Source organism: Sinisalibacter aestuarii, assembly GCF_027923545.1.
GTDB lineage: Bacteria > Pseudomonadota > Alphaproteobacteria > Rhodobacterales > Rhodobacteraceae > Sinisalibacter > Sinisalibacter aestuarii.
Genome location: NZ_BROH01000006.1, coordinates 183982 through 196538 on the forward strand (window position 1 = coordinate 183982; position 12557 = coordinate 196538).

A 12557-nucleotide genomic window follows, 5' to 3' on the forward strand; every position below is an offset into this window, starting at 1 on the left:
TGTTTATTCATTCCACGGGCGCGCTGGGTTTCACAGCGAAAGATGCTAAAGCCATTGACCATGCGATGCCGGAGCCAACCCGCCCCGGCGCAGACAGGGGAGACCGGGCCAGCATGTCGGTTCTGACCATTCTGAAGGCCAAACTCGGCACCTTCACCGAGGGCGAACGCGAAATCGCGCAATTCGTCCTCGATGCGCCCGACCGGACGATCCAGCTTTCCTCAGCCAATCTTGCCGAGGCGACCGGGCGCAGCCAGTCGAGCGTGGTCAAGTTCTGCCAGAAGCTCGGGTTTTCCGGTTATCAGGATTTCAAGCTCGCCGTCAGCCAGGCGATGGCGCAGAGCTGGGAGGTGCCCACGGGCGTGATCCACGGCAGCATCGACGCCACGGACAGCTACACAACCACGGTGCAAAAGCTGATTGGCAGCAAACTACACGCGATGCAGCAGACGATTTCGGTCAACACCGAAACCGCCATCGGCCGGGCCATCGAGATGATCCGGAACGCCCGGCGCGTGCAGCTTGTCGGCGTCGGCGCGGCCTCGCTGGTGGCGCGCGACCTCGCCTACAAGCTGCAAAAGCTGGGGCTGTTCGTGATCTACGAGGCCGACAGCCACGTGCAGGTGGCCAATGCGGCCACGCTCGGGCCGGACGATGTGATGATCGCCCTGTCGCAATCCGGCGCCAGCCTCGAAACCCTGCATGTGGCCCGAACGGCGAAGGCGCATGGCAGCACGCTGATCTCGGTGACCGGCGTGCAGCCCAACCGGCTGGCCTCGATGGCCGACGTGCAGCTCCATACCGTCGCCGACGAGGAACGCCCCCGCTCCTCGGCCATCACCTCGCGCGATGCGCAACTGACGATGACCGACCTGCTGTTCATCCTGCTCCTGCAACGCAAGCCGGAGGCCAACGCGCTGATCCATGCGGCGGAGGAAGCGGTGACGGGCCTGAAATCGTAACCGCAGGCGGAATGCGACGGCAGGCGGCGCTCGCACCGCGGCAGGCAGGCTGACAGCCGGGTTTCGACGAAAGAACGCCCCGGCTTTGCAACCGGGGCGTTCCAATACTCTGGTGTCTCGCTGGCACGTGCCCGCGAAAAACACCGACGCGCGTCGGCGTTTAGCCGCGCTCTTCGATGATCTCCACGAGATGCGGGATCTTCGCCACCATGCCGCGGATCGCGGGGGTGTCTTCAAGCTCGCGCGTCTTGTGCATCTTGTTGAGCCCGAGGCCGATCAGCGTCTGGCGCTGGATGGCCGGGCGGCGGATCGGGGAGCCGATCTGCTTTACAACGATGGTTTTCGCCATGTCCTGTCTCCTTACTCAGCCGCTTCGGTTTCGGCCTGCGCAGGACTACCGAGGATATCGGCGACCTTCTTGCCGCGGCGCTGCGCCACCGAACGGGGCGAGGCCTCTTTCGCCAGACCGTCAAGCGTGGCGCGGATCATGTTGTAGGGGTTCTGCGAACCGATCGACTTCGAGACGACGTCTTTCACGCCGAGCATCTCGAAGACGGCGCGCATCGGACCACCGGCGATGATCCCGGTGCCTTCCGGCGCGGTGCGCATGACCACACGGCCAGCGCCATGGCGGCCTTCGATATCGTGGTGCAGGGTGCGGCCTTCCTTGAGCGGGATACGCACCATCTGGCGCTTGGCCTGCTCGGTGGCCTTGCGGATCGCCTCGGGCACTTCCTTGGCCTTGCCCTTGCCGAAGCCGACGCGGCCTTTCTGGTCGCCGACGACGACGAGCGCGGCGAAGCCGAAGCGCTTACCACCCTTCACGGTTTTCGAAACACGGTTGATCGCAACCAGACGATCGGCAAATTCCGGGGCGGCTTCCTCACGGTCGCGGCGCGGACCCCGGCGGTTTTCACGTTCTGCCATTGAGCAGTCCTTTCATGGTGGCGCGCTCGCGCCGGTCATACTCGATCCATGGTGCGAGCGTGCTGTGCACGCGGGCCCGGATCATCGGGAGGGCGGTCGTCGCCCTCCTCGCTTGGTGTATCGGTGCGCCTGAAGGCACACCCTACGGGTCCGGTGCAGGGTGCGCCTTCAGGCGCACCCCCACATCAGAACTTCAGGCCACCTTCACGGGCGGCGTCGGCCAGAGCCTTCACCTTGCCGTGGAACAGGAAGCCGCCACGGTCGAAGTAGCATTCCTCGACCTTGGCTTTCTTCGCACGTTCGGCCAGCGCGGCACCCACCTTGGCGGCGGCGTCGACGTTGTTCTTGCCGGTCACGCCCAGATCCTTCTCCAGCGAGGAGGCCGAGGCGAGGGTCACGCCGTTCACATCGTCGATCAGCTGAGCGCTGATGTTCTTGTTGGAACGATGCACCGAGAGGCGCACCTTGCCGACATTCGTTTTGCGAAGTTTGTTCCGAACGCGCAGGCGGCGCTTGAGGAACAGTGTCCGTTTGCTGTTTGCCATCTGTCCGGTCCTTACTTCTTCTTGCCTTCCTTGCGGAAGATGTACTCGTCCTTGTACTTGATGCCCTTGCCCTTATAGGGCTCCGGGGCACGCCATTCGCGGATATTCGCCGCGACCTGGCCCACAAGCTGCTGGTCGATACCTTCCACAACGATTTCGGTCTGCTTCGGCGCGGTGACGGTCACGCCCTGGGGCGCTTCGAAGTTCACCTCGTGGCTGTAGCCGAGGTTCAGCTTCAGCACGTTGCCTTGCATCTGGGCACGGTAGCCCACGCCGTTGATCTCAAGCTCTTTCTTGAAGCCCTCGGTCACGCCGGTGACGCAGTTTTGCACCTGCGTGCGCGACATGCCCCATTGCTGGCGGGCGCGCTTGGACTTGCCGCGCGGCTCGATCTTCACCGCGCCATCGTCGACAGTGAGCGTCACATCGTCGGTCGCGGTGAAGCTGCGGGTGCCTTTCGGCCCCTTCACTTCGATGGTCTGGCCCGAGACGGATGCAGTCACACCCGAGGGCAGCTCGACCGGTTTCTTACCAATACGAGACATTGCCAGACCTCCTTAGAACACGGTGCAAATCACTTCGCCGCCAACATTCTGGCTGCGAGCGTTTGCGTCCGACATCACGCCCTTCGGCGTGGAGACAATCGAGACACCAAGGCCCTGACGGACCTGCGGGATCTCCTTGGCGCCCATGTAGACGCGGCGGCCGGGCTTCGAGACGCGCTTGAGTTCGCGAATGACCGGGGTGCCGTCGAAGTACTTGAGCGAGATTTCAAGGGTCGGGTGACCGTTCACGTCGGTCCCGGACTCGTAGCCGCGGATGTAGCCCTCGTCCGCGAGCACGTCCAGCACCCAGGCCCGCAGCTTGGAAGCCGGGGTGGACACGGTGGACTTGCCGCGCATCTGAGCGTTGCGGATGCGGGTGAGCATATCGCCGATAGGATCGTTCATCGTCGTCTCTCCTTACCAGCTCGATTTCACGAGGCCCGGGATCTGGCCGTGCGAGCCAAGCTCGCGCAGCGCAATCCGGCTGACCTTGAGTTTGCGGTAATAGGCGTGCGGACGCCCGGTGAGCTGGCAGCGGTTGTGCAGCCGCGTGGCCGAGCTGTTGCGCGGCAGTTTCGCCAGTTTCAGCGAAGCCCGGAAACGCTCTTCCATCGGGCGCTCCTGGTCGCTGATGACTTCCTTGAGGGCAGCGCGCCGCGAAGCGTATTGCTCCACAAGCTTCTGGCGCTTGGCCTCGCGGGCAATCATGGATTTCTTAGCCATATCTGTTGTCCTCCGAGGCTCAGCTGTTGAACGGCATGTTGAAAGCTTTCAACAGCGCCTTGGCTTCCGCGTCGGTCGGCGCGGTGGTCGTGATCACGATATCCATGCCCCAGACCTCGTCGACCTTGTCGAAGTCGATCTCGGGGAAGACGATGTGCTCTTTGAGGCCCATGGCGTAGTTGCCACGGCCATCGAACGAGGTGCCGGGCACGCCGCGGAAGTCGCGCACGCGCGGCATCGCGATGGTGATCAGGCGGTCGAGGAATTCGTACATCCGGTCGCCGCGCAGGGTCACCTTGGCGCCGAGCGGCATGTCTTCCCGGACGCGGAACGTCGCGATCGACTTCTTGGCCTTGGTGATCACGGCCTGCTGGCCGGCGATCGTCGTCAGGTCTTCCTGGGCCGATTTGGCCTTCTTGGAATCCTTCACGGCCTCGGTGCCGCAGCCGATATTCAGCACGATCTTGTCGAGACGCGGGATCTGCATGTCGTTCTTGTAGGAAAACTCTTCCTTCAGAGCGGCGCGGATCTCGGTCTTGTAGAGCGTCTTGAGACGCGGGGTATAGGTCGCAGCGTCGAGCATCAGATCACGTCCCCCGTGGTCTTGGCGAAGCGCACCTTCTTGTCGCCGTCCATGCGGAAGCCGACGCGGGTCGCTTTGCCGTTCTTGTCGAGAAGGGCCAGGTTCGAAAGGTCAATCGGCATCGCCTTCGGAAGCCGGCCGCCTTGCGAGGTCTGGGTCTGGCGGGTGTGACGGACGGCCATGTTGATGCCATCGACCACCGCTTTGCCGGCTTTCGGCATCACCTGGGTGATTTCACCCTGCTTGCCCTTGTCCTTGCCCGCGAGCACGACGACCTTGTCGCCCTTTTTCAGTTTCGCAGCCATCACAGCACCTCCGGCGCGAGCGAGATGATCTTCATGAAGTTCTTCGCACGCAGCTCACGCACCACCGGCCCGAAGATACGGGTGCCGATCGGTTCGTTGTTGTTGTTGAGGATGACGGCGGCGTTGCGATCGAAGCGGATCGCGGTGCCGTCTTCGCGACGGACTTCCTTGGCGGTGCGCACGACGACGGCTTTGCGCACGTCGCCCTTCTTCACGCGGCCGCGCGGGATGGCTTCCTTCACCGAGACGACGATGATGTCGCCGACGGAGGCGTATTTACGCTTGGAACCACCCAGAACCTTGATGCACTGCACCCGGCGAGCGCCGGAGTTGTCAGCGACATCCAGATTGGTCTGCATCTGGATCATGTGGTTTCTCCTGACCTTTGGGGGCACGCCCCCAGGGTTTCGATCAAACCGGGAAGTGACGGCCTATCAGGCGGTGATCACTTCCCAGCGCTTGGTTTTCGACTTCGGGGCGCATTCCTGGATGCGCACGGAGTCGCCGACTTTGAACGTGTTGTTCTCGTCGTGAGCCCGGTACTTCTTGGTCGAACGGACGGTTTTCTTCAGCAGCGGGTGCTTGAAGCGGCGTTCCACCAGCACGGTGACGGTCTGGGCGTTGGCGTCCGAGGTGACGGTGCCGTTCAGGATACGTTTGGGCATCGTTCAGGCTCCTTACTCGTTGCCGGCCGCAGCCGCGGCTTTTTCATTGAGGATGGTCATCACCCGGGCCGCGTCACGGCGCACCTTGCGCACGCGGGCGGAATTTTCCAGCGCGCCGGTGGCTTGCTGGAAACGCAGGTTGAAGCTCTCTTTCTTCAGGTCGGCCAGCTGCTCCTTGAGCTGGTCTGCCGACTTGTCACGCAGTTCCTTGGCGTTCATCCGCCTATTCCTTTCTCAACATCACCGGGGCGCCCTTTGCGCCGCCTTTCGCAAGGCGACAGGTCACGCCGAATCCGATGGAGTTCGTGTGAAGGCTGCGCAATACGCCCGATCGCCCAACAAAGCAACCCCTTTGGGTCGGGTTTTGCATGCATCGCCCGACGCCCGGCTGAGAAACCGTGCTGCCGCGGCGTCGAGGGGGTATTTCGCAAGGATTGTCCCCTTGCCCGGTGCCGGGGATGGTGCCAGCCTCGACCCATGCCGGATTTGCCCGGCAGGTGCATAGTCAGGAAGGAAAACCACATGTCTATTCTGAAGCGGGGGCTCAAGGGGGCCCCGGTGAAACGTTTGCAGGAACGGCTCGGGATCACGGCGGATGGCGATTTTGGCCCCGGCACCGAGAAGGCCGTAAAGGATTTTCAGAAAGCCAATGGGCTTGCCGTGGATGGCATCGCCGGGCCCGACACCTTTACCGCGATGGGGCTCTATGAGCTGGTGCTGCTGCGTCGCGGCTCGCGCGGAGACGCCGTGAAACGGTTGCAGGAGGGCCTCGGCATCGGCGCTGACGGCATCTTCGGACCGGGCACCGAGAAGGCGGTGAAGGCGTTCCAGGAGGCCAACGGGCTGGCGGCGGACGGGATCGCCGGGCCGAAGACGCTGGCAAAGCTCAACTCGTTCGAGGAGGTCACCGAGGAAACGGTGAAGCGCGCCGAGGTGAAGCCGGACGAAGCCCATTTCGAAAGCGAGCCGCTGCCCGAGATCAAGGGCGCCGAAGTGGTTGAAGGCTCCGAGGGCGAAGACCAGCTCGAAGAAACCTCGATCTGGTCAAAGGTCACCGGCTGGTTCAAACGCTGAACACCCGCCACATGCGAATGCCCCCGCCGAAACCGGCGGGGGCATTTTGTTGCGCGCCGTCCGGTCAGTCAGCGTTGGCGTCGAAGAACTCGATGGTGGCCGCGATCATCTCTTCCAGCGTCTTGTCGTCGACGAATGCGTTGAACGAGTGATCCATCTCGGCGGTCCAGAGCGTTTCCGGACCCTCATGCGCCCCGATCAGCATGTCCGCCGAAGCAGGCAGCACAGTGGTATCGAGGCTGCCCTGGGCAACAAGCAGCGGGCCGGAATAGCTGGCGATCTCGGCTCTGGGGTCGAAGCTCTCGATCCCGTCGAAAAAGCCCGCCTTCAGGGTCACATCCGCGCCCCAGGGCAATGCGGCGGTGATGGCGGCATCGTCTTCTGCGGCAAGGCCCGCCGCCATCGCCTCGGCGCCAAGCAGATCGCCATAGGTCTGCATCGGGTCAGCCACCGCCGCCCAGAGCGCCACGGCGTCGGGCAGGTCCGACCGCCCGGCAGTGGCGGTGGCGACCAGCCCGCCCTGGCTCCAGCCGATCACGAACAGATCGTCTCCGGCCACCTCCGGCGAGCCCGCGAGGTAGCTGAGGGCGGCAAGTGCATCGGCAACCTGCCCGTCAAAGGTGGTATCGGCATAAGTGAGGTCCGACGTGCTCTCGCCCGAGCCGCGAAAGTCGATCCGCAGGCTCGCATAGCCAGCCGCCGCGAGCCGTTCCGCCGTGCGGGCGAAGATGCCCTCCGGCACGGCATCGGTCGGCAGTTCGTCACGCGAGCCGGTGAAACCGTGCAGCAGAAGCACGGCGGGGGCCGGATCGCCGCCGGGCAATTCCAGCGTGCCGATGAACGGCCCGGCGGGCGACTCGATAGTCACCACCTCTTCCATCCCTTGCGCCAGGGCCGGCGCGGCCAGCGCACAAAGCGCAATCGTCGAAATCGTAAGGGTCCGCATGGTCACAATGTCTCCCGTGTTGAAAATACCCGAAAGGCTAATCGCGACCCGGGCAGCGGGCAAATTGAATCGCGCAGGCGCGGCGCAAAGCCCTCTCGCCCTGCCCCGCGCCTTGCGCTATGAGGCGGGCATGGCTGAAATCAGAAACCTCTTCGTAACCCCGTTCTACCGCGCCCGCCTGTCGGAGCACGGCCCCGCCGTCGACACCGCCGAGCTTGAGGCAGAATGCCTTGCCATCGCCGAGGATGACGAGGCCGGGCAGCGCTGGTCTGAGGAGAACGATTATCCGGGCTACACGTCCTACGCCTCGCTTGCCGATCTGCCCTGGCGCTCGCCGGTTTTCGCCGCTGTCAAAAAGGCGCTCGACAAGCACGTCGCCGCCTTTGCCGATACGCTGGAATGGGATCTGGGCGGCGGCAAGCTGGAACTGGAGGATCTCTGGATCAACATCCTGCCCGAAGGCGGCACGCATTCCAGCCACATCCACCCGCATTCGGTGATCTCGGGCACCACCTATGTGTCGCTCCCTGAGGGCGCTTCGGCGCTGAAGCTGGAAGATCCGCGCTCGGGCCGGATGATGGCCGCGCCGCCGCGCCGGAAGGATGCGCGCGAGGATCTGCGGATGTTCGTCTATATGAAGCCGGAGCCGGGCGAGGTGTTTCTGTGGGAAAGCTGGCTGCGCCACGAAGTGCCGCTGAACCTTGCGGATGACGAAGAGCGGATTTCGGTGAGCTTCAATTACAAGTGGGTGTGAGCGGGCGTGCCCTCACCGCTGGTGATCGCGCAACCCGTCGCAGAACACCGAGCCGATCATCTCAAGGATCAGACGGGCCTTGTCGTCGGTGAGCGCATAGATGCTCGTCTTGCCGTCCTTGTCGAAACTCACCAGCCCCTCGTAACGCAGCCGGGCGAGGTGGCTTGAGATCACCGGCTGTGCCGCGCCCATCAGCGCCTGCAGCTCGCCCACGGTTTTCGGTCCGTCCTTGAGATGGCTCAGCACCATCAGCCGCCCTTCATGGCCCAGCACTTTGAGCAGGGTCGATGCCTCGAAGGCGTAGGGAGCCAGGGTGCCGCCCGTCGCCGGTTCGGGATCGGGGGCGTCTTTCACCAGCGTGTCCATCGGATGTCCTCACACGATCCAATTGCCTGTCGCGGGTCTCTCGCTTGACCGGCCCCGGTGAGGGGGAGGGTCTGGCTCGCCAGCATCTGCATATCTGATTATTTTAGTCAGATTATTGTCGGGGCCGCAAGGGCCTCGTTTCGACGCACGCCGGTCATGCCGCCATGCGGCCCAACCCATGCGCCCGTTTCAACGCATGAAGCGCATGCAGCGTGATCCACTTGCTCGGCGCCCCCTTTTCCTCGATGGCCACCAGCGTCGAATAAGTGTTTTCCATCCGCCAGCGCCCATCCTCGCCCTGCTTGCCCCGCACCAGCGCGACGGCTTCCGCCATGCGGGAATCGTCCACGCCAAGATCGAGCAGCAGATTCAGGATTTCCAGCGCATCGGTCTGGTACATCAGCGGAAAGCCGAACTTCTTCCACCCCGGCTTCGACACTTTCGCAAGATCATGGCTTCGTTTGAAAATGTGGTGGATGAGCAGAAATTCCACCGCCTTTCCAATGGTTTCGCGCATCGGAGCGGAACGCTCGGCCTGCGGGATCTCGGCCAGCGCCTTGAGGGTTTTCACCACGCCCATATGGCAGGTATGGCGCCCCCAGCACATCTCGAACCCATCGTAGGGCCAGCCCTGCGGTGCACCATCGCCATCGTCAAAGCGCTGAATGCGGGTGACCCAGTCAATGCCGGCCCGCACCCGTGGGTCGCCGCCGCGCCCGAACCTGACCAGCGCCCAGAGCATGTTGCCGGTGAGGCAGGGGATCACCCCGCTCGCCCGCCCGCCGTTAGGTGCCGTGCCGGCCATCGAAAACCCGCCGCTGTCGCGGTGCTGGCTGTGGCTCAGGATGAAATCGCAGGCCGCCTGAATGCGCGGGTCGCGCCCATCGGCCCCAAGCTCGGCGAGCACCAGCAAGGTCCAGACCGTCGAGGCATATTTGCCGGTGTAGAAGCTTTTTTCCGCGCGCCAATGGCCCCCCGGCTCCATCGCCTCAAGGATCGTCGAGACCGGCGGCGTGGTATTGATCGCGGCCCGGGCCGCCGTCAGCTCCGGGTCATCGGCAGGGCGGTCGAGAAGACGGGACAGGGCGCCGGCACGCAGAGCAGGGTTCCCGGCTTCGAGAAGCCAGTCGAGAATGGCGGGGTCTAAGGCGAATTGCGGCGGCATGACCGTACCTCCCCGGTGAGGTCGCCACAAGTTTACGCCGGCGCGACTGCCCGGACAATGCGCCCGAGCCAAAAGGAAAAGGGCGGGGAAATCCCCGCCCTTCCTGTCTCTTCGTCGGTCCGGGATGCCCGGTGCCCGATTACCAGTCTTCGCGGACCACGGTCCGGGTCTTGATCGGCAGCTTCATCGCGGCGAGGCGGAGCGCTTCGCGCGCCACGTCTTCCTCGACACCGTCGATCTCGAACATGATGCGGCCGGGTTTTACCTTGGCGGCCCAGTAATCGACCGAGCCCTTGCCTTTACCCATCCGGACTTCCGTCGGCTTCGACGACACCGGGGTGTCGGGGAAGATACGGATCCAGACACGGCCCTGACGTTTCATCTGGCGGGTCATCGCGCGGCGGGCCGCCTCGATCTGACGCGCCGTGATACGCTCGGGCTGGAGGGCTTTGAGGCCGTAGGTGCCAAAGGTCAGGTCAGACCCGCCCTTTGCCTGGCCCTTGATCCGGCCCTTGTGCATCTTGCGGAATTTAGTGCGCTTCGGTTGCAGCATTCTGTGCTCTCCTTACCGGCGGCCGCCCATGGCGCCACGCGGCGCCGGGCCTTCCTGGAGTTCCTGGAGCTTGCGATCATGCGCCGACGGGTCATGTTCAAGGATCTCGCCTTTGTAGATCCAGACCTTGATCCCGATGATGCCGTAAGCCGTTTTGGCCTCGGCGAGCGCATAGTCGATATCGGCACGCAGGGTGTGCAGCGGCACGCGGCCCTCACGGGTCCACTCGGTGCGGGCGATCTCGGCGCCGCCGAGACGGCCGGCCACGTTCACCCGGATGCCGAGGGCACCCATGCGCATCGCGTTCTGCGCCGCCCGCTTCATCGCGCGGCGGAACGACACACGACGCTCGAGCTGCTGAGCGATGCTCTCGGCCACCAGCTGGGCGTCAAGCTCGGGCTTGCGGACCTCGACGATGTTGAGGTGCAGTTCCGAATCCGTCATCTTGGCGATCTTCTTGCGAAGCACCTCGATGTCGGCGCCTTTCTTGCCGATGATCACGCCGGGGCGCGCGGTGTGGATCGTCACCCGGCACTTCTTGTGCGGGCGCTCGATGATCACCTTGCTGACGCCGGCCTGCTTGGCCTCTTCCTTGATGAACTCACGGATTTTCAGGTCTTCCAGAAGAAGATCGCCGTAGTCCTTGGTATCGGCATACCAGCGGCTGTCCCAGGTGCGGTTGACCTGGAGGCGCATGCCGATCGGATTGACTTTCTGACCCATTAGGCTTGCTCCTCAACTTGACGCACCTTGATGGTGAGTTCCGAGAACGGCTTGTTGACGCGGCCGTAACGGCCACGCGCCCGCGGACGGCCGCGCTTCATCACCAGGTTCTTGCCCACGAAGGCCTCGGCCACGACGAGCTCGTCGACGTCGAGGTTGTGGTTGTTCTCGGCATTCGCGATCGCGGACTGAAGGCATTTCTTCACGTCCTGAGCGATGCGCTTTTTCGAGAAGGTGAGGTCGTTCAGAGCTTTGTCGACCTTCTTGCCGCGGATCAGGGCGGCCACAAGGTTCAGCTTCTGCGGGCTGGTGCGCAGCATGCGCAGCTTCGCCATCGCCTCGTTGTCCGCCACGCGGCGGGGATTTTTATCCTTGCCCATGGCTTACTTCCTTTTCGCTTTCTTGTCGGCGGCGTGACCGTAATAGGTCCGCGTCGGCGAGTATTCACCGAACTTCTGGCCGATCATCTCTTCGGTGACGAGCACCGGGATATGTTTCTGGCCGTTGTAGACACCGAAGGTGAGGCCCACGAACTGGGGCAGAATGGTGGACCGGCGCGACCAGATCTTGATCACTTCGTTGCGGCCCGACTCGCGGGATTTTTCGGCCTTCTTGAGGACGTAGGAGTCGACAAAAGGCCCTTTCCAGACAGAGCGCGACATGATTACCGACCCTTCTTCTTGGCGTGGCGGCTACGGATGATGAGCTTCGACGACGCCTTGTTCTTGTTGCGGGTGCGGGCACCCTTCGTCGGCTTGCCCCAGGGGGTCACCGGGTGACGGCCACCCGAGGTGCGGCCCTCACCACCGCCATGCGGGTGGTCGATCGGGTTCATGACGACACCACGGACCGACGGGCGCTTGCCGTAATGGCGGTTGCGGCCGGCTTTACCGAGGTTCTGGTTCGAGTTGTCGGGGTTCGACACCGCGCCGACGGTGGCCATGCATTCCTGGCGCACCATGCGCAGCTCGCCCGAGCTCAGACGGATCTGGGCGTAGCCGCCATCGCGGCCGACGAACTGGGCGTAGGTGCCCGCGGCGCGCGCGATCTGGCCGCCCTTGCCCGGCTTCATCTCGACATTGTGCACGATCGTGCCGATCGGCATGCCCGAGAACGGCATCGCGTTGCCCGGCTTGATGTCGGCCTTGGCGGAGGCGATCACCGTATCGCCGACGGCGAGACGCTGCGGCGCGATGATGTAGGCCTGCTCGCCGTCTTCATAGGCGATGAGGGCGATGAAGGCGGTGCGGTTCGGGTCGTATTCGATCCGGGCCACCTTGGCGGGAACGTCGAACTTGTTCCGCTTGAAATCAACGATGCGGTAGAGACGCTTCGCGCCACCGCCACGACGACGTTGGGTAATCCGTCCGGTGTTGTTCCGGCCGCCCTTCTTGGTGAGACCCTCGGTGAGAGCCTTCACGGGACGCCCTTTCCAAAGCTCCGAACGGTCGATCAGCACCAGCCCACGCTGGCCCGGCGTCGTCGGTTTATACGACTTGAGTGCCATGCTTTCTGTCTTCCGTTAGCTTGGTGGACCCTGACGGGTCCGGGGATTCAACAAATGTCACAGGCCCCGGAGCGAATCCGGGGCCGTGTAACCCGCGCGGTATAGCGGGGGTTGGGGGTGCTGGCAAGTGCCGTAGGGTGCGCATTCACACGCACCCCTCGCTCTTCCCTTCGCGTTGACCGTATTGGAGAGAATTGCGACACTCGCCCGGGCT

Annotated in this window: 22 protein-coding genes; 3 read left to right on the top strand and 19 right to left on the bottom strand. The window is 63.7% G+C overall.

Annotated features, from left to right (window positions below; translation table 11 throughout):
* The first annotated feature begins 113 nt into the window (after positions 1 to 113).
* Positions 114 to 962, top strand: a complete 849-nt coding sequence (locus tag QMG28_RS11820; RefSeq protein WP_281842510.1) for a MurR/RpiR family transcriptional regulator — start codon at positions 114 to 116, stop codon at positions 960 to 962.
* Between the two features lie 160 nt (positions 963 to 1122).
* Here QMG28_RS11820 and rpmD read toward each other — a convergent pair whose 3' ends face one another.
* The 11 genes from rpmD to rpmC form a co-directional block, all read right to left on the bottom strand.
* Entirely contained in the window at positions 1123 to 1311 is a 189-nt protein-coding gene (gene rpmD / locus QMG28_RS11825) for a 50S ribosomal protein L30 (protein ID WP_281842511.1), read from the bottom strand.
* A gap of 11 nt (positions 1312 to 1322) precedes the next feature.
* Positions 1323 to 1889 (bottom strand): 30S ribosomal protein S5, encoded by a 567-nt coding sequence (gene rpsE, locus QMG28_RS11830; RefSeq protein ID WP_281842512.1) that lies wholly within the window; start codon positions 1887 to 1889, stop codon positions 1323 to 1325.
* A 185-nt stretch (positions 1890 to 2074) separates the two neighbouring features.
* Complete coding sequence (gene rplR / locus QMG28_RS11835) at positions 2075 to 2434, bottom strand: 50S ribosomal protein L18 (RefSeq protein ID WP_281842513.1); 360 nt, start codon at positions 2432 to 2434, stop codon at positions 2075 to 2077.
* Between the two features lie 11 nt (positions 2435 to 2445).
* Entirely contained in the window at positions 2446 to 2979 is a 534-nt protein-coding gene (gene rplF / locus QMG28_RS11840) for a 50S ribosomal protein L6 (protein WP_281842514.1), read from the bottom strand.
* A gap of 12 nt (positions 2980 to 2991) precedes the next feature.
* The gene (gene rpsH / locus QMG28_RS11845; RefSeq protein ID WP_281842515.1) at positions 2992 to 3384 is read right to left on the bottom strand and encodes a 30S ribosomal protein S8; all 393 of its coding nucleotides are present in this window, start codon (positions 3382 to 3384) and stop codon (positions 2992 to 2994) included.
* Between the two features lie 12 nt (positions 3385 to 3396).
* A complete protein-coding gene (gene rpsN, locus QMG28_RS11850; RefSeq protein ID WP_281842516.1) occupies positions 3397 to 3702 on the bottom strand; it encodes a 30S ribosomal protein S14 in 306 nt (101 codons plus the stop codon).
* A 19-nt stretch (positions 3703 to 3721) separates the two neighbouring features.
* The gene (gene rplE / locus QMG28_RS11855; RefSeq protein WP_281842517.1) at positions 3722 to 4285 is read right to left on the bottom strand and encodes a 50S ribosomal protein L5; all 564 of its coding nucleotides are present in this window, start codon (positions 4283 to 4285) and stop codon (positions 3722 to 3724) included.
* Entirely contained in the window at positions 4285 to 4590 is a 306-nt protein-coding gene (gene rplX / locus QMG28_RS11860) for a 50S ribosomal protein L24 (protein ID WP_281842518.1), read from the bottom strand. Before rplX ends, rplE begins: the two co-directional genes overlap by 1 nt.
* Complete coding sequence (gene rplN, locus QMG28_RS11865) at positions 4590 to 4958, bottom strand: 50S ribosomal protein L14 (RefSeq protein ID WP_011567679.1); 369 nt, start codon at positions 4956 to 4958, stop codon at positions 4590 to 4592. Before rplN ends, rplX begins: the two co-directional genes overlap by 1 nt.
* A gap of 66 nt (positions 4959 to 5024) precedes the next feature.
* Positions 5025 to 5255 carry a 30S ribosomal protein S17 gene (gene rpsQ, locus QMG28_RS11870; protein ID WP_281842519.1) on the bottom strand — a complete coding sequence of 77 codons (231 nt, stop codon included), beginning with the start codon at positions 5253 to 5255 and terminating at the stop codon, positions 5025 to 5027.
* A gap of 12 nt (positions 5256 to 5267) precedes the next feature.
* Positions 5268 to 5474: a 50S ribosomal protein L29 gene (rpmC, locus tag QMG28_RS11875; protein WP_281842520.1), complete on the bottom strand. Its 207-nt coding sequence runs from the start codon at positions 5472 to 5474 to the stop codon at positions 5268 to 5270.
* Positions 5475 to 5777: 303 nt separating this feature from the next.
* On the opposite strand from rpmC, the gene QMG28_RS11880 reads away from it, so the two are divergent.
* Complete coding sequence (locus QMG28_RS11880) at positions 5778 to 6329, top strand: peptidoglycan-binding domain-containing protein (protein ID WP_281842521.1); 552 nt, start codon at positions 5778 to 5780, stop codon at positions 6327 to 6329.
* Positions 6330 to 6393: 64 nt separating this feature from the next.
* Here the strand turns inward: QMG28_RS11880 and QMG28_RS11885 are convergent, their stop codons facing one another.
* Complete coding sequence (locus QMG28_RS11885) at positions 6394 to 7275, bottom strand: alpha/beta hydrolase family protein (protein ID WP_281842522.1); 882 nt, start codon at positions 7273 to 7275, stop codon at positions 6394 to 6396.
* A gap of 130 nt (positions 7276 to 7405) precedes the next feature.
* Here QMG28_RS11885 and QMG28_RS11890 point away from each other — a divergent pair, with 130 nt between their 5' ends.
* Positions 7406 to 8029 carry a TIGR02466 family protein gene (locus QMG28_RS11890; RefSeq protein WP_281842523.1) on the top strand — a complete coding sequence of 208 codons (624 nt, stop codon included), beginning with the start codon at positions 7406 to 7408 and terminating at the stop codon, positions 8027 to 8029.
* A gap of 12 nt (positions 8030 to 8041) precedes the next feature.
* Here the strand turns inward: QMG28_RS11890 and QMG28_RS11895 are convergent, their stop codons facing one another.
* From QMG28_RS11895 to rplB, 7 genes are all read right to left on the bottom strand, one after another.
* Positions 8042 to 8395: an ArsR/SmtB family transcription factor gene (locus QMG28_RS11895; RefSeq protein WP_281842524.1), complete on the bottom strand. Its 354-nt coding sequence runs from the start codon at positions 8393 to 8395 to the stop codon at positions 8042 to 8044.
* Between the two features lie 154 nt (positions 8396 to 8549).
* A complete protein-coding gene (locus QMG28_RS11900) occupies positions 8550 to 9560 on the bottom strand; it encodes a prenyltransferase/squalene oxidase repeat-containing protein (protein ID WP_281842525.1) in 1011 nt (336 codons plus the stop codon).
* Between the two features lie 139 nt (positions 9561 to 9699).
* Positions 9700 to 10113, bottom strand: a complete 414-nt coding sequence (gene rplP / locus QMG28_RS11905; RefSeq protein WP_281842526.1) for a 50S ribosomal protein L16 — start codon at positions 10111 to 10113, stop codon at positions 9700 to 9702.
* 12 nt (positions 10114 to 10125) lie between these two features.
* Positions 10126 to 10836, bottom strand: a complete 711-nt coding sequence (rpsC, locus tag QMG28_RS11910; protein ID WP_281842527.1) for a 30S ribosomal protein S3 — start codon at positions 10834 to 10836, stop codon at positions 10126 to 10128.
* The gene (gene rplV / locus QMG28_RS11915; protein ID WP_281842528.1) at positions 10836 to 11216 is read right to left on the bottom strand and encodes a 50S ribosomal protein L22; all 381 of its coding nucleotides are present in this window, start codon (positions 11214 to 11216) and stop codon (positions 10836 to 10838) included. Before rplV ends, rpsC begins: the two co-directional genes overlap by 1 nt.
* 3 nt (positions 11217 to 11219) lie before the next feature.
* Complete coding sequence (gene rpsS / locus QMG28_RS11920; RefSeq protein ID WP_281842529.1) at positions 11220 to 11498, bottom strand: 30S ribosomal protein S19; 279 nt, start codon at positions 11496 to 11498, stop codon at positions 11220 to 11222.
* A gap of 2 nt (positions 11499 to 11500) precedes the next feature.
* Positions 11501 to 12343 carry a 50S ribosomal protein L2 gene (rplB, locus tag QMG28_RS11925; RefSeq protein WP_281842530.1) on the bottom strand — a complete coding sequence of 281 codons (843 nt, stop codon included), beginning with the start codon at positions 12341 to 12343 and terminating at the stop codon, positions 11501 to 11503.
* Between the last annotated feature and the right edge of the window lie 214 nt (positions 12344 to 12557).